Genomic DNA, 21,841 nt, shown 5'->3' on the forward strand with positions numbered 1-21,841 from the left:
TGGTACACTAGAATTCTTTAACCACCCAGAAGGTATTGTAGAACATGAGGCCGATGGGTATAAGTATGTATACCAGTACAAAGACCATTTAGGAAATATTAGACTCTCATACAAAGATGCTGATAAGAATGGTACTATATCCCAAAGTGAGATCGTACAGGAGAAGAATTATTATCCTTTTGGGCTCGAACATAAAGGATACAATTTTGCTGTAAATGGTAGGAAACATAGCTATTCTTTTAATGGCAAGGAATTTGATCAAAGCTTAAGCATGAATACTTTTGATTTAGGAGCAAGACATTATGACCCTACTATTGGGAGGTTTATGGTAATGGACCCTATGACAGATTTCTATAATAATCAATCGCCTTATGTAATGGCTAACAACAATCCTGTTGGATATGTTGATTTATATGGTCTTGGAATATGGAATTGGTTAAAAGCACTTGGAAGAAAGGCTTCTAATGGTGTTAAGAAATTGTTTAGTGGAAATCAATGTGATTGTAGTAGTAGTGGAGATTCGTTAGCTCAAGCATGGAGAAGACCAGATAATATTTTTCCTGCTAGTAGGAATAGAAGAAGGAAAAGAAGAAGGAAAAGAAATAGAAAAAAAGCCACTACCTCTACTATCACCCCTGTGGTTGATAATTCTCCTAGTATTCCAAATATCGATGCTTCTATAGGGTTATCACCTCTTGTGTTAGAGACTCAACAACTTCCTGAATTAGGTATAGTTAATCCAAGACCAGTACGTAAGCGTAAAGCTATACAAACACCTATCCCTACAGCTGAGGATTTTGCAAAAATTAATATTTCACTTGCACTTCCATTTCATCCCAATACAGATAGTGTAAATAGAAAAGCTATTACAGATCATACGTTAAAAAACTTGAAAGATTTAATAAAAACCTTAAAAGAGTATCCTCAAATTAAAGTTGCAATAGATGCTAATTATCGTAATAAAAATGGAGGGAAAGACAGAAATTCAATAGTTAAGTTTAATAATGGAACAGCCCCCGTACAAACTATCCTCAATAATAGAGCTAAGAAAATGATAGATTTATTAATAAGTGCAGGAGTTAGTCCTAGTCAACTAATTCAAGGATCTGGAGGTTTGTCAAAAAAAGATCCTAGTGTAGATTTTAAAGTAAATCAATGATGAGTAAGATTTTTGTATTAATTTTTATATCTCTAATTACTCTCAATTCGAATTGTAATAAGATACCTTGGAATCCGACAACTAAATTGAAGTGGTCTGATTTTAAAGGTTCGATTCCTGAAGAAAAAAGTTTGAAAACAGCAGTTACATTTGTTCAAATAGAGATTGAAGGCGAGGTTTATGAAGATGAAATACCCAATATTCAAATTGTAACTTATTTTTTAAAAGATAAATCTTGGACAATTGTGAACGATAAAGAAACTTTAGTTCATGAACAGTTGCATTTTGATATTGCTGAATTATATGCTAGACAAATTAGAAAAGAATTTAAAATACTTGTTCAAGAAGAGTGTTCTAATTTCAAACTTTATGAAAAGATATATCAAGAAAAGATATTGCAACATGGTATAATGCAAAGAGAATATGATAGTAAAGTTTATTTTAATGAAAAAGAGCAAAAACAATGGCAATCAAGAATTGCTAAAGAATTAGAAAAACTCAAGGAGTATGAGTTACCCACTGTTCCCTAGTATTGAACTCCGCTACGTCTTTGATTAGTGGCGTGCTGAGTGAGCGGTATGGGTAATACATAAATGATAAGAAACAGTTGCAAGTTAGGCTTGTAGCTGTTTTTTTATGTTTTATATAGAGTGGAAGATATTATATTTTTATTCCCACGCTCCCACTAGCGTCTCGCTAGTGGTATCAAAAATTGGTGGACAAGAGTAATAAATAAAAGAAGTCACAATTGATAAAAAAATTGTGACTTCTTTCGTTTAATAATATGTTATATTTACGATGCCACTGGGGTAAAATTAAAAAAGATTACCACAGAGGGAAGTTCATCGACAACAGAATATGCTGGTAATTATGTGTATAAGAATGGTGCTCTAGAGTTTTTTAATCACTCAGAGGGTATTGTAGAACATGAAGCAGATGGGTATAAGTATGTATATCAGTTTAAAGACCATTTAGGTAACATTAGATTAAGTTATAAGGATGCCAATAAAGATGGTAGTATTACTCAAGATGAAATCGTAGAAGAGAAGAATTATTATCCTTTTGGGCTACAACACAAAGGATACAACTTTGCCGTGAATGGCAGCAAACATAACTATGGATATAATGGTATAGAATTAGAGGAAGGTTTAGGTCTTGATCTTTATGAAATGCCATTGCGGCAATATGATCCTGCCATAGCAAGATGGACCTCTATTGATCCAATTACGCACCACTCAATGAGCACTTATACTGCATTTGATAATAACCCTGTGTTTTGGGCTGATCCTAGTGGTGCTGATGCAGAATCTTTTATAAATGGTTTATTTGAGAGTTCTGCTAGTGGAACTACTTGGACAAATACAGGAAATGGTAATTTCTCTAATGGAAAAGGTAAGACCCCCGCTCCCGCTAGCGTCTCGCTAGTGGCGTCAAAGCTAGGGTATAAAAATATATAAATGATAAGAACCAGTTGCAGTGATGTAGCTGGTTTTTTATTTGGATTAAGATATTCTAGTTTCATTTTTTGAAACTGTACTATTGTATTTTGGCAAAATGAGCAGGAATTATAAATTTTATAATAGATCAGGTTTATACTTTATAAGTTTTGCTACAGTGTATTGGATCGATGTATTTATACGAGAACAATATTTATCTGTTTTGTCAGAAAGTATTACATATTGTAGATCAGAAAAAGGTATGGAGGTTTATGCGTATTGTTTTATGCCTAGTCATGTACATTTGGTATTTCGTTCTTCAAATGATGACCCTTCAGGATTGATTAGGGATTTTAAGGGATATACTTCAAAAAAGTTGTTAAAAGTAATAGAGAATAATCCTCAGGAAAGTAGGAAAGAATGGTTGTTATGGATGTTTGAGAAGGCTGGTAAAAAGAATGCTACTGTAAGCAGAATGCAATTTTGGCAGCAGCACAATAAACCTATAGAATTATGGAGTAATAAAGTGATTCAACAAAAAATAGATTATATTCACAATAATCCTGTCGAATCAGGTTTTGTAACCAATTCGGTAGATTGGAAATATAGTAGTGCTAGAAATTATCAGGATGACCATACAGTATTAGAGATTGATAGCGATGGATATCTATTTGGATTAACAAAACATTGACGCCACTAGCGAGACGCTAGCGGGAGCGGGGGATATACTTCAAAAAAGTTGTTAAAAGTAATAGAGAATAATCCTCAGGAAAGTAGGAAAGAATGGTTGTTATGGATGTTTGAGAAGGCTGGTAAAAAGAATGCTACTGTAAGCAGAATGCAATTTTGGCAGCAGCACAATAAACCTATAGAATTATGGAGTAATAAAGTGATTCAACAAAAAATAGATTATATTCACAATAATCCTGTCGAATCAGGTTTTGTAACCAATTCGGTAGATTGGAAATATAGTAGTGCTAGAAATTATCAGGATGACCATACAGTATTAGAGATTGATAGCGATGGATATCTATTTGGATTAACAAAACATTGACGCCACTAGCGAGACGCTAGCGGGAGCGGGGGAATAATAGAAAATTTGCTTAAAGAAAATGGTGCTAACAGTATAAGGGTAAGCTCTGGTATACAAGTGGATAAAGTTATAGTAAATGGATTAAATAGAAGAATAAAGAAAGGAACAGGTTATTTGGAATATGATATTCAAAGTGGATGGCGTGCGTGGGTTACAGGCAATAGATATATTTTAACTAAAACCCTAAAGTAAATGAAATCGAATTATTTGAAAGAAAGAATTAAACGTAATAATTTAGAAAAACATGCGGGGAATCATTTTGTAGATGAATCTTCAAAAATCATAAGTAGTTTAAGAAATGAAGGTAAAAAGGTGTTGCTAGGTATTCAAAAAAACGATAATTTGTATACTGTTTTAGGAGAAGAACATGTCTTTTATTCTTCATTAAACGGGAATAAAGGAAAAGTTGCACTAAGTGAGTTTTCAGATATTTTACATGATAATGCTTTGAAGAAAGGGAAGATTTTTGCTAGTTATAAATACATTACGATTGATAATGATAGAGTATGGCTAAAGAATAAATCAACAATGAAATCCCTTTGGAATACAATCTTATGGTTAGAAAAGCCTAGTAATCGAGATTATATCTATAAATGATGAAAGTGTAGATAAAAAACTTAAACTAAATAAATGCTAAGAACCGGTAATAAGTCAAATTGGTGCTTTTGAAAAAAAGTATTATAAAGTTTGATTATCAAATAAATTATATAAGTAAAAAAGAGTTGTAGAAATGCAGCTCTTTTTTTGATATTTTGTAATACAAAATATCAAAAAAATTAGAGGTTTAAGATGTAGGAGTATCTCATATAAAAGAAAAAAACCTAGTATAATCCTAACAGCAGATTGAAGGCACAAATCTGTGCTATTTTTGTAACTCCATAATCTTTTTATCAAAAATTGGTTTTTTTAAGAAATACCATTTTAACCTAAAACCAAATTCTACATACTCAAAACCTGCTGCTGTAGCCGAAGCGATATTACTATACTTGCCATATACGTCTGCTTTAAATCGTTCTGAAAACCGATATCCAAACTTTCCTTCTGCTCTAAAAGTAGATGAACCCGGATCGTCTTCTACAAATTGTCGACCCAAAGCTGCACTTGCATTATAAAACCACTTTTTTTGTGGATCACTTACCACTTCTGCAAATAGCTCTCCCAAATTAAATCGTGCAGGACTAAAATAAATTACAGGCACCTGATTCTTAAAAGAAAGATATTGATAATTAACCCCTACTTTTAGAACAGGTCGTTGTAGTACCGTATAGTATAAAGAGGTAAAAAGTAGATTTCGGCTATTATCATCGGTTTGAGAAGTATAAATATACTGGGTATACCATCCCAAATTAAAATTGGTTCCCAGGTTATAATTCAAAAAGTAATTATTCATTACAATCTCCCGGTTTAATAAATCTGCATTAAAATTTTGCAACTCTCTTTTATATCCAACATCTAAGTTTTGAAGTTTAAAAGGTTTTGTCTTTACTATCGCCTCGGCAACTAATTCTGTATATTCGGTTGTAAATCCATCGGCATTAGTGATCCCTATTTTGGATTGTAGAGCAACTCTTCCATTAAATTTATACACTCCCCCTAGCCAAAAATCATGAGACGTAGCTTCATTTTTGGTTACTGTATTTTTAGTAGTTCTATAATCGTATTGAATCTCTGATTTAAATTTAGCAGATAAAGGAATCTCGGTCTTTACGGTAATATTTACAGCTTCATTATCTCCATTGTCAAAAGTGAATGCCGTTTTTTCTTCTATAAAAGGCGTGTGTGATTTCTTTAACGTCTTTATTAACTTCTCTGCATCCTGTTGCTTTGGGTAATATTCTAATGTGTTAAAAGCATATGTATAGGATTTCATATCCTCTCCCACTGCTCTATACGCATTTGCTATTCCTAAATTACCATCAAAAGATCCTTGATTTTTTTTTAAAATCGCATCGTATTTTTGAAGACTGGTTTTAAAATTACTAGTATACATACCATGAGTAGCTTGTAAAGCCAGTACTCTCGAATTATCTGGATATAATTGTTGTAATTGATCTATATCTTCTTTTGCTGCAGTAAATTTTCTATTCCATAATAATGCTTGTATATATCGTTCTCGTGTAGCTAGATAAAGCTCTTTATCCTCTTTAATTTTTTTTACTTTATGCATTGCCATACCAGCTATAGTTAATGCTTTCTTCTCTTTATGTCTTTTATGAGCTACCAGAGCCAGGCCATTTAGTGATACAATACTATCCTTAGGGTTAACCGCCAAAGCAGTATATGCTTTTTCTGCATTATCTAAGTCATTGGTCATGAGATACAGGTTTGCTTTGTTTAACTGAGTATCTTTATCATTAGGAAAATCAATCAGGTTTTGATCTAATAGTGCAATGGCTTCATCATACCTTTTGTCTTGTGCAATGGTATTGGCATACCCCAGACGAATGTATTTGCGTGATAATAGAGCATTGGGGTTTCCTTCTTGTAATTGTAATGCATTGTTAACCATCTTTAATGCATTTTCATATTTTTTGAGATTAGAAAGTGTGTTTGCATACCCCAATACTGCAGGAAAGCTTTTGCTATCTTCTTTAATCAATTTTTCATAAAACGTTTCAGCTTTGGCAAACTGGCTATTCCAGAGTAGTGATTCGGCATAATTTAGTTTAATTTCGAAATCATCTGGATATTCTTTTTTAAGTCCTGTAAAAATAGATACCGCCTGTTGCGAATCTCCTAGTAACCCCACTGCTCTTCCGTAACACAAACGTGCTGTTTTGTTATCAGGGTATTGTTTTAGAATCGTATCAAAAAAAGATTTTGCTTTATCATATTTACCGGTTTCTAAATACGTAAACCCTTCTTGCATATCTTGTGCAAATAGAAGTGAAAATGAAAACAAAAATATAAGGCTAATAAAAAATGACTTTAAGTGCATTATTTTGTGTAATAGTTGATTAACATCGTTAAAGTAAGAATAACTAAAAAAACAGCAGTCAAAAACTTAATAAGTTTTATGAAAATAATATCTCTACCCCGAATTCATTTAACAAAAAAGGTATCGGCATTAACATAATTTTAAATAATTAAGGAATAAAACAGGGGAAAAACCCCCTTTTTTTAACATCAAAATAATCGAAAAATCATTTTTTTCTTTAACATTTGTAGTATTTTACCTTCTTTTTTAAATCAAAAAATGTTAAAATTTCAGTACAAAATATCGATTAATCGACGAAATACATTGTTTTTGGCGTTTGCGTAAATATTTTGTGGTTTTACCATAATAAAATTTCAAAAACACATATTACTTTTACAACGAGTTGATAACTAGCGCTTACCATCAATTCGAGATTACAGTAAATTCGTCAAAATGTAAAATAGTCTTCAAAAATCCCCAGAAGAATGTTTAACATGTTTTAAAAGATTTAGGTCTAAAAAAATAATATAGACCAGTATTAAAAAACCAATACTTCTACTACCCCAGAAGTATGTCCCAAAATCTAAAAAAAAATGACGAAAATTACCGGAATTATTATCCCATGCTATAATGAATATAATAGGCTGGATCAAAAAAAGTTTTGCGATTTCTTAAGCAAAAATTCAAATTACCACTTATGTTTTGTGAATGACGGCAGTTCTGACGATACCTTAAAAATGTTGTGCGAGCTAAAAGAATTTGATCCACAAAGGATAGCAGTACTTGATCTCGAACATAATCAAGGTAAGGCTACTGCAGTACAAACTGGAGCTAACTATTTGGCAGATATAGACATCATAGAAAATATTGCTTTTCTTGATGCCGACCTTTCTACATCATTAGAAGAAATGGACAACCTGGTAAAGAAACTAAATAGTGATCCAAAGTTAACTATGGTTTTTGGTTCTAGAAAAGCAGCAGAATCAAACAATATTGACAGAAATATAATTAGAAAACTATTATCAAACTTTGTTGGATTCTTTATCCGATTTATTCTACAGCTTCCTATTAAAGATACACAGTGTGGAGCAAAAGTATTTAAGAAAAGTATCATCGAAAATGTATATAGCCAACGATTTATCAGCAGATGGTTATTCGATATTGAAATTTTTCTTCGATTAAAAAAGCATGTAGGGTTAAAAGATCTATTAAACTGTATTAGTGAAGAACCACTAGATAGTTGGATTGAAGTAGAAGGCTCTAAAATAACATTAAAAGATTCTTTTCTTATCCCAATCAATCTATTAATGATATGGTTTAGCTATTTCAAAATTAAAACAAATAGCAAAAGTGCTTCAGATATTTTCAACCTTAAAACAAACTACTATATGGTAAGATAACTACTTTTCTTCTTTAGCAAAATTTAATTCAAAATCTATTTTAACTATCAAAAAAACGTCTGTATTAGTTTCAATACATACGACCAGTATATACTATGAAAAAGATCATTATCCTTTTGATAATTCTCCTAGCGAATATTACGTATGCCCAACAATCTTTTGATTGTAACGAGGGAAAATTCTATCAGGTAATTTCTGGAGCATTACGATCATACGACCCGATAACAGGAACATATTCAAACCCTCTTCATACGCATACAGCATACAATGCAGGAGGATACAATCCTGTAGATAACTTTTTATATGCGATTAGAAATAGCGATAAGCATTTACTACGTATCGGAACAGATATGGTAGTAGATCTAGGTGCTGTGGCACAAAACGGAGGTGTTTCTTTTGGTGGCGGTTATGCTGCCGATGTAGATAGCGAAGGGAACTTATGGGTTTTTCAAAACGCAATTGACAAACAATCGTTTCATAAAATTACCAATCTTCAAAGCTATGATGGTTCTTCATCTCCAACATTTGAGATCGTAGTATCTGATCAGGCTTCGCCAAGTACTTGTGCAGATATCGTATTTATAGATGGCAATCTATACGGCGGTAGTAAAGGAAATGTGTATAAATGGGATCTTACAGCAGCCACACCTGCTTTTAGCTATAAGTCTGTTACAGATTTACCTAGCCATACATTTGGTGCTTGTTATACCGATACCAGTAACCGATTGTATGTATCTAGTAATAAAGGGGGATTGTATTTAGTAAATGATTATGAGTTAGCTTCTCCTTATGCCACATTATTAAATAATACCGAAGTAACAAATTCTAATGATGGTTTTAAATGTGCAGTTGGAGTATCTCCCATCGATGCTGATAAAGATGAAGTTTTAGATCCTTTTGACAAGGACACCGATGGTGATGGAATCCCTGATATCGTAGAAGGTGGTGGGATTGATCCATATGGTGATGATGATTCTGATGGAATTTTTAATTACCTGGATCCGGATTTTGGTAATACGTGTAATAGTGGAGTGTCTTTGGCTTTTGATACTGATCGTGATGGAGTTCCTAATGTGTTGGACCTTGATAGTGATAACGACGGGATATTTGATATCGTTGAAGCCGGATTAGGAAGCTATGATACCAATGGAGATGGTTTTTTTAATTCTGAGGATGCTAATTTTGTAGATTCTGATCTTGACGGAATCGCTGATATCGTAGACGTTGATCAAACCGGAGTTGCATTCTACCCTACAGATACCGATGGTGATTTAATTTATGATCCATATGATGTTGATGCAGATCAGGACGGTATTATTGATCTTATTGAAGGACAGAACAGCGCAAGTTTCGTAGCGCTTTCTGGTTCTGATCAGGATAGAGATGGTATGGACGATGCTTTTGATCCAGATCATGGTGGTACTCCCCAAGGATATACAAATACCGATGGTACTGATAACCCTGACTTTATGGATACCGATTCTAATAATGACGGAACTTTGGATACTGTAGATGGGTATGATACTAACAGTGATGGTACTGCTGATACGGTTGCCGCAGGAAATGATTTTGACCAGGATGGCTTAGATGATAATTTTGATTTAAAAGAAACTGTATTTGATTCTGATAACGGAAACCAAACTCCAAGTAGTTTTCCCGTACTAAGTATTGGTCAGCGATACCAATATCCAGGAACATACAATAGTAACGGAACCCCGGACTATCTAGGAACAAACGAAACACTCGCTTCTGATTATATTACACGAATCGATAACGCATTACCAGAAGGAAATTCTGTACCAAATCTTAACCCAAATTATATCTACTCGGGATATGACACCAATGTTATTATTGAAAGTACAACGAATGTTTCTGTAACTTTTATCGGTGAAAACACAAATTATAAAAATACACTAGGTTTTTATACCTATGATATCAACAGCCCTTCTACTGCGGCTCCTAACCCAGAAGATATAACTATTGTATTCCCTAATGCTTCTAAAACAGGTAGTAATGGCGAATTAAATGCTGGTAATACTGTAAACATAGGAAGTTTTGCAGCAGATACTGGTATTGGATGGGTATTACTTGTAGACGGTTGGAATGGTAGTACTGTAGACTCTGGATTATGGCAAATCTATTCTAATCCTGATTACAACCCAGAATGTGATGAAGCCCTACGACCACATAATATCCTACTTGCTGATACGGCAAATGAGAGTATCGTACTTGGTTTTGAAGACATTAGAAGAGATTACCCGGGAGCAGATCACGACTTTAATGATGTTCTTTTTCACATCAAAGCCGATCAATACTCATCCTTAAAAACGACAAACATCCCAGAATTAACAGAAGAAGGTGTTGTAACTTCTGGAAACGACGGTGGATTAGAAAGTAATGGTGACCTGGCTAGTTTAATTGCCAAAAGAAACTTTTTAAGATCAAAAACGAACAACGTATACAATCAAAAGAAACTACAAAAACGTTTCGCTCCGGGTCAAAAATCATACAAATCTGGTAATAATCAAGATTTAAGTATTTATTTCCCAACAACGGGTGCCACAGGAACCGAGACATCTTTTGTTTCTAGCCCAGACGATCTAATTGGTATAACCAATGCTACAGCAGTATTTTCGATAGATTACTACAATCAAAATAAGAGAGTCGGAGCTGCACTGGCTATGGCAACCAAAGGATCTATTTATGATCATTCTAAAACGATCTGTGACAGACTTAATGGTTCTGTATTAGAAGATATAAGAACTTTAACGATTCGAAATCATACTTTGGTAAATACCAAAATCAGAAGAGTTACGGGAGAAGTCGAACAAGCCTTACATTTTTCTGTAAGAATAGATGAATTTCAAAATGAATTATATAGCTTATGGAATATCGATCAATATCCAGAAGGCGACTACCTTAACTTCCAGATTTGGGGTGGTTCTATCCCACAGGTAGCAACTATTGCAAATACGATTATCGATAAATTAATCGAACAAAAATCATTGGGCAAAACTTTTATTCCTAATAATATCCCGTCTGTATTTGTACAAAAAGGGTTTTATAGAGATGGTAAACTTGTTCTGGATATTGTAAATAAATCAGAAGTAAGTCAGTTCAATTTCAGAGGAAACAAAAGAGTTACCGAACTATCTAAAGAAGAACTAATTACCAAAACCATATCCTTATCTGGTAAATACCAGGAAACTATTACTGTAGAAACCGGATACTTATTTGATATCGGATTTGCTATTACCGGCGATAATCCCAATACAGCAGATGTATTATACCTGGCTGATGGCCCATGGGGTATCGATTTTCTTGAGCAGGGAGCTACTGTATTTAATTTTGAAATCATAAAAAATAAAAACAGTCAAGCTCAAAGTGAACATTATCAAGTAGAACGAGATGCTAAAGTAAGCGGTAACCTTAAGGAAACTATGAACTTGTTTAGAAATATCCTTGGTGGTGATCTAACTTTAAATGTTTCTGAGTATGATGCTGTTGAGTTTGAATTATATACCGATAGAGATGTAGAAGTAATTTTGGTAACCAAAGATCTTGTAAACTGGAATGACAGGCTTAGATATACCATAAAAGCAAGTGATACAAAACAAACGTATACCATTCCTTTTTCAGAGTTTTCTAGTAAGGCAAAACAAAGTGTTTCTATAGATGAATTAAGAAGTGTTGTATTTTCTATTCAGGGAGATTATCAAAGCTTCGCTCTTTTTAATCTAGAAGTTGCTAAACTCGCTTTTACCAAAGAGAAAGAAAATACCGACGACACTATTGATGAGGAAGATAGTGATGCAACAATTATTAATAATGATGATATCGAGGACATTACGCTAACCACAGATAATACTACTGTTATACATAATTCTCCTAACCCGTTCAGAACACAAACAACGATCAAGATGCCTACAGCAAATCAAAAAATTACAATTTCTGTAATCGATATGTTGGGTAGAGTTGTGCAAAAAGAAGAGTTAGGAAGTGTAGCGGCCCCATCGGATACTTTTACGTTTACTGCCAAAAATTTACAGCAAGGAGTGTATAAGTACATCATTAGAGGAGATGACTTTAAGAAAAGATACGAGGGAAGTTTTTTAATACAATAACAATAGTCAATAAAGCTGCTATACTAACCAAAAACAGGTAGTATAGTGGTTTTATTAAAAAGAGATTTTTTTTAGAATAAAATGTAGAGGTTGGAAAATTAAAAACTAACTTTATGAATATGATTCTTAATACTGCTTTAAAGAAATTAAGTGCTGAACAAAAATTTATGGTCAGCGTTATCATTGTTAATGGAGGAAACTATCTATATAATTTGATATTAGGTAGAATTTTAGGTCCCGAACAATTTGCAGATGCAGCATTATTAATTACTTTTCTTTTGGTTTTATCGTTTATAGCCATGACATTTCAGCTATCAACCGCCAAGTTTTCTGTGCTTTTTGAGGATTCTATATTTAAAAGTTTTATCAATATTATTTATAAATATTCGAGTAGTATCGGGGTTATCTTTGGTGCACTCTTAGTTATTTTCTCCCAACAACTTCAGCTACTTTTTAATACTCAATCCTCTGCTATGTTTACCATTTTTGGGATTGGTGTCCCTATTTATTTTATAATGAGTGTTAACAGAGGAGTTTTTCAGGGCAGTAAAAAGTTTGATAGTCTTGCAATTACCTACCAGGGAGAGATGCTAAGCAGATTGGTTATTACTCTTATTTTAATATATACCTTAGGTTTACAATCTTCTATTTTAGTTGCTTTGGGTATTGCTATTTCTTTTTTGTTTGGATTATTACCTTTTCGTTCTCAAGATATCGAAATCACAAAAAAGCATAAACTACCATCTGCAGAATCTAAATATATCATTAAGTTTTTTTTGCTAACGGCTTTTTATGAGTTTACCCAAATCATAATCAACAATAGTGACATCCTGATGGTTAAGCATTATTTTGAGACCTATGAGGCTGGTCTATATGCGTCATTAGCATTGATTGGCAGAGTAGTTTATTTTGTTGCCTGGATGTTTGTAATGTTACTATTACCTAAAGTAGTAGAAAAACAAAAAGAAGGAGAATCTCATGCTCCTATTTTATTTAAGTATGTGTTCTATATCACATTGCTTTCGGCTTCAATTGTTCTGGGGTGTTACTTATTTCCCGAATTCGTGATCAATATCATGTTTGGCTCAGAATACTTAAGTGTTGCACCACTACTGTGGAAATATGCAATCGCAACTTCGCTTTTTGCTATTTCTAACATTTTTGCCTATTACTTTTTATCCTTAGATCAATATATACCCGTTGTATTATCGGCGTTACTTGGGGTTTCGCAAGTGGTACTTATCATATTCTTTCACGACACATTATCCGATATTGTTATTATGCAAATAATAGCAATGGCTATTCTTCTCGTATTTCAAATCTTCTTTTTTGTAAGCTATCAGAAGTTATCTAAAAAAGGCTCAACGAACCATTAAATCAATTCATCGAAGGATACTTGCAACTCAACAGATTTAGCGTAGAGATGCAAAAAAAATGATCCATCTTTGAAATAATAATAACCAATAAAACAAGAAGTTATGGCTTTAAGAATTACTAAAAACCAAGGGATTTTTGAAATTAAAGGAAGTATTGTAGCAGAAAACACCAAATCGCTACAGCATCATTTTGAGAAGTTATTATTCAATTCGGATAAAGTGATATTGTGTATTGATAAGGTTAAAAAAATTGATGCTTCAGGTGTTACAGTATTGACCAAATTATTTAGAAATGCTATGGAAAGCAACAAGATTTTTTACATCATTGGAAAAGAAAATAAAAAAGTAAGTAATGCTTTTGGTAAAGTAAGTTACATCCTAAGAAGTGATTTCGTATAAAATATAACCCCAAAATATAAAATATCATGAAACTACAAATAATAAATACCTCAGGAACATTTGAAGTCGTAGGAAACTTTACTTTGGATAATACAGAATTAGTGAAAGATCATTTTAACTACTTATTAGATCATTATGAAGAAGTAGTCATGTCTTTAAAAAAAGTAAAAAAAATCGACAAAAAAGCAATAAAAGTTTTAAAAGAAATCTATGCAAAAGCCAATAGAAGAAGTAAAATACTTTTTGTTTTAGGCAAAGAAAATAATGTAATAGTAAACGCTTTCAAAAAAAATAAAGCAGATCATATTTTTAGAGAAAATTACTAACCTCTAGTTATATAAGTTTTGTATCTGTAACACATACAAAACTCTTTCTAATCGACAACATTATAGTTATTCTTCTTACGTTTCAGTTGTTTTTGTTGTCAGGTTATTATAAATTGTAGTTTATTAGAGCATGTTTAAACATACTCTTATATTAAAAAAAGTAAAGACGTACCCCATTCGTCCTAAAATCTTGAAACCTGTTAACCAACAAGATTTCTACTCGATTTTAATTCGTCTCTGTCTGTTTCTAAAAAAGAATACAAAATTCAACAGATGAAATTAGCAATTGTAACGGCGTATCCGCCTAGTAAGGTGACTTTAAATGAATATGCATACCACCTGGTAAAACATTTTAGACAACATGCCGAGGTATCTGAGCTTGTTTTATTAACCGATGTATCTCCTAAAGATGCTGATACCGTTTTTGAAGAAGAAGGATGTAATGTAGTCGTTAAACAATGTTGGAAATTTAATAGTTATAATAATATCTTCTCTGTTATGAAAGCTATTAAACAAACGCGTCCAGATGCAGTATTATTCAATCTTCAGTTTATGAAATTTGGTGACAAAAAAATAGCTGCAGCACTTGGTTTATTATTACCCAAACGTTGTGTCTTTAACAAAATCCCCACAATAGTTCTATTACATAATATTATGGAGCAAGTAGATCTTGAAAGCTCTGGGTTTACAAAAAATAAAGTTTTACAAAAAATCTATAACGGGATTGGAACAACACTCACCCGGTTTATTTTATCTGCCGATATCGTTGCCGTTACCATTGACAAGTATGTTCACATTTTAAAAGCAAAATATAAAACCGAAAATGTAGTACAGATTCCTCATGGAACTTTTGAAATACCTGAAGAACCAAAATACACGCTTCCCGAAGGTCCATTGCAAATTATGACTTTTGGTAAATTCGGCACCTACAAAAAAGTAGAAATCATGATTGAAGCGGTAGAAAAAATACGATCCAGAACAAATATTGATTTAGAGATTGTAATTGCCGGAACAGACAACCCTAATGTTATTGGGTATCTGCAATCGATGAAAGAAAAATATGTGAATGTACCTCAACTCACTTTTACCGGTTATGTAGAAGAAGTAGATGTACCTCAAATCTTTGCAGAAAGTGCAATGGTCGTATTTCCTTATACCTCTACAACAGGTAGTTCTGGAGTATTACATCAGGCAGGAAGTTACGGTAAAGCAGTGGTTATGCCAGATTTGGGAGATCTAAGCTTATTAGTAAAAGATGAAGGCTACCAGGGAGAATTCTTTAATCCAGAAAGTGTAGACAGTTTGGCTGATGCAATAGAAAAAATAGTATTGGACCCTGCATATCGCACTGCTTTGGGGCAAGCAAATTATAAGGCAGCAACTGCCCTACCAATGAGTAAAATCACAGCAATGTATTTAGAGCAGTTTAATGCTATCAAAAAAAGTAAAGCACGCAAAATTGAAAAGACATACAAAGGGGCTTCTTTATAAAAATATTTCTGCCTGTATAATACTGGCAGGATTGCCCCAAACTTAATGGTTTGTCATAACTGTAAAACACTTGTATCTCTTACAAGTGTTTTTTACTTACTTATAAACTCAAAGGCAGGTTTCTTATTTCCATCGCGATCAATAAACCCAAAGTATTTTTGTTTATGTTTTCGCCAAGGTAATTTACCTACCACGGCACTAGGCACCTCATCAAAATCATATAAAGTCCAGGAGAGATAATGGATATTATCTTGCTTAATGATCTCTTGAAATTGTTTATAATAATTAGCTTGTCCTTTTTCTGAAGGACCAAAAGGGCTCCAAAATCCTCTATTAGAGGATAATCCAAATTCCTGCAATACTATAGGTTTCTTAATTTCGGTATTCATTATAGTATATGCTTCAGAAAAAGTATTGATATCCAGATAATAATGAAAAGAAACAATATCTACTTCATTTTGTAGTAAGCTAGCAGATGCTGTATCAGACCACCCAATTGTTACCAAATGATTAGGATCGAATTGTTTGATCTGGTGGGTCATTTCTTTTAGCCAGGCCAATACATTTTCTTTTCCTCTGGTATCAAAATCCAGATTAGGTTCGTTCTTTATATCCCAGGTAAGAATAGCCTTATGATTTGTAAAAACACTTACAATTTGTTCTGCATGGCGATGAGTTAATGTCCAATCCAATACAGAGTAATCTCCATAAAAATCAAATAATGTAACAATAACTTTAAGGTTTTTGGCTTCTGCCTTATCCAATACTTGTTTAAGTTTTTCTAACTTTTCAGCTTTTACCTTAGCTTTGCCAAAAGCTTCATAAGGTATAAAAATTCGTATCGTATTTAAGCCTGCATTCTTAATAATATCGAAATCGGTAGCAATCACATTAATATCATAATCATCACCAAACATATCCCATGGTGTTTTCTGAGGATAATAGTTAATCCCTTTGATCTGGTATTCTTTATCTTCAACAAATATTTTGTTTCCCATAACTTTAACCGACTTATTGATTTGTGTTACAGGGTCTAGTGAATGATTTTTTTCTTTTACCATATGACGTATTCGCCAAAAACCATCTTCTAGCATTAACAATACTTGATAGTCTGATTGTAATTTTGTTTCTAATAACAGTTCATGATCACGATAAACCCTTTGATATTCTTTTACATCGGTATCTGTTATAACTGCTAATTGGCCATCTGCGCTATAAAAATCTAGTGCTATATTATGAGTAGTTGTAGTGCTATGTATAGCAATATTTTTTTCTTTGTTTGATATTAGTGATGCAAAAATGTGTTTTCGTGCACTTTTGGTATAATAATCGTCTATTCCTTTTGGGGTATTAGTTTGATATGCTGTATTACGTATATACCATGCATTAAGGTAATCTTGTTCTATGTCTTGTAGCGTTTGTTTTTCTATAGGTCGCCCGGGATTGATGGTATCTTTCCACTTTAATTTAGGTAAATATACTTGTTCTTTATGCAAAGCCAGGTGTAGCATCGAACTTCGATCTGCTCCCGTAGTAAGATAGGATAATGTCTGACTGATACCAAAAAGCATTAGTATAATAACTCCAACAAAGGAAATAATGATGAGTGACCTATATATGTTTCTATTCCAACCCATCATTTTAGTGTTATATTCTTAAATTCTTTTTGTATTCCTAAAGCTTTGATCTGCATATTGTAATTTCCTGAAGTATAAAATCCTTCTTGTAACAGGAATCTAACCAACCCACGTGAAGAAGTTTTAACTTTGGTATCTATTTTTTGATTATCCTTAAAAATATCCATCTTTACTATGGTACCGTCGGGGATTAATTGTTCCATAAAACTTATCAGGGGTCCAATAGTAATCTCTCTATTATCGTTGTCAAATTTCACTTCAAAATCATCCAAAACCTGGGTATACGCTATAGTTAGTGTATTGCTCTCTGCCATGCCCGGCACATAGGCTTTAATCTGCCACGTATCTTTATGATCGGGATGTAAAATTTTACCTACTGCGTGGCCATTAACTGTACTTCCTTGTGTATGTAATAATAGCCCTTTTTTATCTTTAATTACAAATTTTACAAGAGAGCCATCACTTACTATATTACCATATTTATCCTTTATTATAGATGTAATAAACTCGGTAATTTGATTACCGTCTGCATATGCATGTTTTCGATTACTTCTAATCTCAAAATTTTCTGGTAGTGAAGGATATACCTCAACAGAAAATTCTTTAGAAACTGTTTCTCCAACCTTCGAAAACAACAATATTCGCCCCGATTGATCATAAGAAAATATGTTTTCCCAGCCTATCATATCTTTGCTCTGTAATATGCTTTCTTTTTCTATATCTAAAAATTGATGCCTGATTAATACTGCTGTACTATCGCGCAATGGATTATCAAAAGAATCTGTAGGAACAACAATTTGCATGGTATAATCTTCTCCCCCTGCAATAATACTAGGAGGCCCTATATAGGATTCTAAATGTACTTTTGTTTTGGTATTAGAAATAATACGTAATTCGCCTTCATATAAACTCCCTGACTCACCAAGTAAGGTATAGGACACTACTCCTTTTTTCTTTGCCATAAACTCTGGAACGGCAAAACGAGCAGTATCATGTTTATCGGGATCGATCACACTACTTCCGAAAGAGGAATGTATAAAAAGTTGAGTTCGAACAGGTATATTAAGCTTAAAATCTAACACAATAGGATTTCCTGCTTCAAATACTCTTTCTTTGGTTAATAACACTGCCGAAATTTCATCTTGTTTTTTTAGTACAGTCGTAAAAGCTATACTTATAGCACAAATTAATACTCCCAAAAACAGTAAAATGATATGTTTCTTTTTTAGCTTCATTAGTTTGGTGCTCCGATATAGGTATTAATTTCAAACTTAATATAACTAAACCCTTTTCCTTCTATTGGTAAAAACTGTACCGATTGGTGTTCAACTTTTCTGCTGGGAACTACTTTATTACTAATTAAAGTATTTAATAATCCATTTACAAAAACGTTCTCCAAATCTTTACTAATAGTATGTACGCCAGATAAATCCAATAACTGATAATCAAAATATTGTTTTCGTTGTGGGCGAATACCTTCTGGTAAATATTGATGATCGACCCACACTAGCTCATGATTTTTACTGTAATAAGAAACTAATAGTAAAGGAACGGTAACCTCTTCTAGTCCTGAGTTAAACAAGACCCCTTCTACATGATCATTTTTTATAGAAAGCTCATTTATAGCAACGCCTTTATATAAATCTACTGTGGTTACATTTCCTGCACATTGCAAATTAAATTTAGCGGGCTTTTCATCAAATTTCATTGCTGTGAACTGATCGGGATCAAACGTTTTTGGTTTATGATCCTCTTTATTTATCCAGGCAATTCCTTCAAAATTAATACGGAAACTAGTAATTTCCTTAGGCATTAATTTATGTTTCATTTGGTGTTTGGCATTATATCTAGCTAACTTTTCATCTTTACCATTATACAATGTACCAGTGATTACAACATCGGCTGGTATATTATCAACATTTTGTATTTCGCCTATAAGGCTATATTGATCACTACATTCAACAATTTTTGCTGATAGTACCTCTAATACAGGTTGTTTAAGAACATCTTCATGATACGTCTGTTCTGAACTAACCCTACGTCTTCCATGATTATAAAAAGCAGTGATGTTTTCTGCAAATAACTGATCAGGAGGAATATCCAAATCATATGCTAATGGTTTTACATACCACTTATTATGATATTTCACCAACTCATGATAGAATGTTTTATCTATTCTTTCTAATGGAGTGATCCAATGTGTAATCGCTTTAACTCTGGCAGTACTATCTGTCTGAGTAGTAATACTTACATTAATTGCATCCATTTTGGCATATGAACTCAATAAACCATCTGTTACGGCAACCTCTAACATATATTGATCTATCGTCTTATCACTTCTTGGATCCAGATAAGAATATGCTCTTTCAAATTCTTTAAAATCTAATGCATCATAATATGCTTCTGTGACATTAACGGGGCTTATTTGTTTTACATTTTTTATATATATCAAATAAAAGCCATATCCTATAAAAATTAACATTAAGAATCCCCATAGATAAGATGCTTTAAAAACTGATTTTTGAAATTCTTTGTAATGTATTCCAAACTTAAAATATACAGGAAAACTTTTGTATCTCGATTTTAATGCGTGTATCCATATCAACTGTACATTAATAATAAATGCTAGTAATACAGTGCATAATGGAATTAAACCCCACATTAATTTTTGAAACATAGGAACATCCTCTTTAGGCAAAATACTGGATAGCGGAGGAACATTTAACTTTTCCCAAACCATAATTCCGTTTTCTAATTGTCGCAGCCTCTGCCAGCCACAGAAATACAAAATAGGGTCATAAAACTTATCATTAGAAAACACATATTTTAAATTATATTTCTCGGGAACAGTAAGAAATTGTTGCAGAGAACCAATACCTTCTACACCTCTGAATTTTGAATTTTCTAAACGCTCTACTGCTCTGGTCGTTAACTCTGGTAATCTTCTTGCAGAATGATAATTACCATCAACTGTCATTGCATTAGTTTGAGCAGAAAGCCACGCCATCTGATCTCCAAACCCCAAAGGAAGGTATCTCCAGTGATCGTGTTGATCCTGACTTAAAAAATTTAAGATGGGCAGCATTTTGATCTTCTGCGGCTGCGAAGGTCTAAAATACCCCAGGCTCATTGTAAAAAGTGTCATAAAAACAAGAACTGCAGTAAATAACCCGCCCAGAATTCTATGATATACACCTCCGTATTTTGTCTGAATCTTTTCTTTTAAATCTCCTTCTATAAATCGATAACCAAATTCGCCAAACATGGGTAAAGCCATAATAGAGGCCCATAGGGTAAACCTGTCTAGTGTAAGGATATTAAACGCATTGTCTCCCAACATCATTCTGGGGATTGGCGTTGTCCCTCCTGTTCCTAATATCGTTAAAAGGGTTATCGATAATCCAAAAAACAAATATCGCTTACTGTAAAATCGATACCATATATAGGGAAGTAAGAATAGTAAAACTCCCCACGGTATCAAAAAGAACACTAATCCTGATGAAGTGACCTCTAAAAAATTATCTCTGGATCCATGTGGTATGGGTACTTGAGTAATTGGGTTGTTTTTAGTATTAATCCAATACGGAAGAATGCAAACAATGATAAGTAGTAGCGATCCAAAACCAAAACCTACAATTCTTTTAAAAAGTGAAAGAAAGCTTTGTAAAAACATTAAAAACCTAATTTCTTTATATGAACCTACCTTTTCTCTGGAAACATCCATGATTACCATACCTATTAACGGAAAAATGAAGAATACCATTCCAAAAATTGGGGTTACATGATGAGAAGTCACTGTAACCGCTAAAAGGCTCAAAGCATTTAATAAATATTTATATTTTCCGATTTTAAGCCATAGATAAATTTCGGGTAATGCATGCAACAGGATAGACAATCCTATAATACTGGGTAATTGCCCAAAAATATGTAGTGTTTCTATAAAAGCAGAAGAAAACACTGCAAGTATAGCTGTGTATCCAGCAACTTTTCTATTAGAGGTAAGTACTAAGGCAAAACGGTATATTCCTGTAATAAAAAGAATGATAGCTATAATAGCTACAGTAAACAAACCAAATTTAAGCCCACCAATATAAGAGAACAATCCAATACTTTGATGCACTAATGGTGGATATCCCATCACTGTAAACCCTGTATACCAACTATAGTTCCAGGGTTCGAACCAATTATTGGCGTAATGATTCCCAAAAAACAGATGAATTAATGCATCGTATGTAGACTCTAGTGTAAAAAAAATTGTTGTACCATGAAAAACCACTCCGATGAGTAATGCACTTATCAAATACTTATTTGTGGTTTTATCCATAAAGACTCGCCGTAGTTTTCGATTTAAATATACGATAAAGGTTTCGGTTTAGAACAAGTCTGAAAAGAATGCAAATTAAAAATTAGTAGTTTATGACTCTGGTTAACTACAAATCAGACTTCTATAGAAACTCACGATCTACTCAAAGTAATCTCACAC

General features: G+C 33.0%; 15 protein-coding genes and 1 pseudogene. 12 read left to right on the top strand and 4 right to left on the bottom strand.

Features of this window, described 5'->3' with window-relative positions:
• Positions 1–151 precede the first annotated feature (151 nt).
• The 6 genes and pseudogenes from NNH57_RS12310 to NNH57_RS12335 all read left to right on the top strand — a co-directional run bounded on the left by NNH57_RS12310 (position 152) and on the right by NNH57_RS12335 (position 4,285).
• The gene (locus NNH57_RS12310; protein ID WP_234423326.1) at positions 152–1,159 is read left to right on the top strand and encodes an RHS repeat domain-containing protein; all 1,008 of its coding nucleotides are present in this window, start codon (positions 152–154) and stop codon (positions 1,157–1,159) included.
• Complete coding sequence (locus tag NNH57_RS12315) at positions 1,156–1,689, top strand: hypothetical protein (protein ID WP_132066305.1); 534 nt, start codon at positions 1,156–1,158, stop codon at positions 1,687–1,689. Before NNH57_RS12310 ends, NNH57_RS12315 begins: the two co-directional genes overlap by 4 nt.
• A gap of 342 nt (positions 1,690–2,031) precedes the next feature.
• On the top strand, positions 2,032–2,616 hold the full coding sequence (locus NNH57_RS12320) for an RHS repeat domain-containing protein (protein ID WP_159099161.1): 585 nt from the start codon (positions 2,032–2,034) through the stop codon (positions 2,614–2,616).
• 97 nt (positions 2,617–2,713) lie between these two features.
• Positions 2,714–3,286 (top strand): REP-associated tyrosine transposase, encoded by a 573-nt coding sequence (locus NNH57_RS12325; protein ID WP_254504165.1) that lies wholly within the window; start codon positions 2,714–2,716, stop codon positions 3,284–3,286.
• Between the two features lie 30 nt (positions 3,287–3,316).
• Positions 3,317–3,649: pseudogene (locus NNH57_RS12330) on the top strand (transposase); the annotation flags it as partial.
• A gap of 231 nt (positions 3,650–3,880) precedes the next feature.
• The gene (locus NNH57_RS12335; RefSeq protein WP_108809115.1) at positions 3,881–4,285 is read left to right on the top strand and encodes a hypothetical protein; all 405 of its coding nucleotides are present in this window, start codon (positions 3,881–3,883) and stop codon (positions 4,283–4,285) included.
• A 265-nt stretch (positions 4,286–4,550) separates the two neighbouring features.
• Here NNH57_RS12335 and NNH57_RS12340 read toward each other — a convergent pair whose 3' ends face one another.
• Positions 4,551–6,557, bottom strand: coding sequence for a tetratricopeptide repeat protein (locus tag NNH57_RS12340; protein WP_254504167.1), 2,007 nt, complete (start codon positions 6,555–6,557; stop codon positions 4,551–4,553).
• 641 nt (positions 6,558–7,198) lie between these two features.
• On the opposite strand from NNH57_RS12340, the gene NNH57_RS12345 reads away from it, so the two are divergent.
• The 6 genes from NNH57_RS12345 to NNH57_RS12370 all read left to right on the top strand — a co-directional run bounded on the left by NNH57_RS12345 (position 7,199) and on the right by NNH57_RS12370 (position 15,721).
• On the top strand, positions 7,199–8,005 hold the full coding sequence (locus NNH57_RS12345) for a glycosyltransferase (RefSeq protein WP_074407691.1): 807 nt from the start codon (positions 7,199–7,201) through the stop codon (positions 8,003–8,005).
• Positions 8,006–8,100: 95 nt separating this feature from the next.
• Entirely contained in the window at positions 8,101–12,129 is a 4,029-nt protein-coding gene (locus NNH57_RS12350; RefSeq protein ID WP_108809113.1) for a DUF6923 family protein, read from the top strand.
• Positions 12,130–12,242: 113 nt separating this feature from the next.
• The gene (locus NNH57_RS12355) at positions 12,243–13,505 is read left to right on the top strand and encodes an oligosaccharide flippase family protein (protein WP_408608273.1); all 1,263 of its coding nucleotides are present in this window, start codon (positions 12,243–12,245) and stop codon (positions 13,503–13,505) included.
• Between the two features lie 102 nt (positions 13,506–13,607).
• On the top strand, positions 13,608–13,904 hold the full coding sequence (locus NNH57_RS12360) for an STAS domain-containing protein (RefSeq protein WP_024771957.1): 297 nt from the start codon (positions 13,608–13,610) through the stop codon (positions 13,902–13,904).
• A 26-nt stretch (positions 13,905–13,930) separates the two neighbouring features.
• Positions 13,931–14,230, top strand: coding sequence for a hypothetical protein (locus tag NNH57_RS12365; RefSeq protein ID WP_108809112.1), 300 nt, complete (start codon positions 13,931–13,933; stop codon positions 14,228–14,230).
• 273 nt (positions 14,231–14,503) lie between these two features.
• Positions 14,504–15,721: a glycosyltransferase gene (locus NNH57_RS12370; RefSeq protein ID WP_108809111.1), complete on the top strand. Its 1,218-nt coding sequence runs from the start codon at positions 14,504–14,506 to the stop codon at positions 15,719–15,721.
• Between the two features lie 92 nt (positions 15,722–15,813).
• Here NNH57_RS12370 and NNH57_RS12375 read toward each other — a convergent pair whose 3' ends face one another.
• The 3 genes from NNH57_RS12375 to NNH57_RS12385 are packed head-to-tail and all read right to left on the bottom strand — an operon-like array spanning position 15,814 to position 21,682.
• Entirely contained in the window at positions 15,814–17,358 is a 1,545-nt protein-coding gene (locus NNH57_RS12375; RefSeq protein ID WP_328515254.1) for a cellulase family glycosylhydrolase, read from the bottom strand.
• Positions 17,358–18,593: a hypothetical protein gene (locus NNH57_RS12380; protein ID WP_234423446.1), complete on the bottom strand. Its 1,236-nt coding sequence runs from the start codon at positions 18,591–18,593 to the stop codon at positions 17,358–17,360. Before NNH57_RS12380 ends, NNH57_RS12375 begins: the two co-directional genes overlap by 1 nt.
• Positions 18,593–21,682, bottom strand: a complete 3,090-nt coding sequence (locus NNH57_RS12385) for a hypothetical protein (protein ID WP_074407463.1) — start codon at positions 21,680–21,682, stop codon at positions 18,593–18,595. Before NNH57_RS12385 ends, NNH57_RS12380 begins: the two co-directional genes overlap by 1 nt.
• Positions 21,683–21,841 lie beyond the last annotated feature (159 nt).

This window comes from Aquimarina spinulae (assembly GCF_943373825.1).
GTDB classification, from domain to species: Bacteria; Bacteroidota; Bacteroidia; order Flavobacteriales; family Flavobacteriaceae; genus Aquimarina; species Aquimarina spinulae.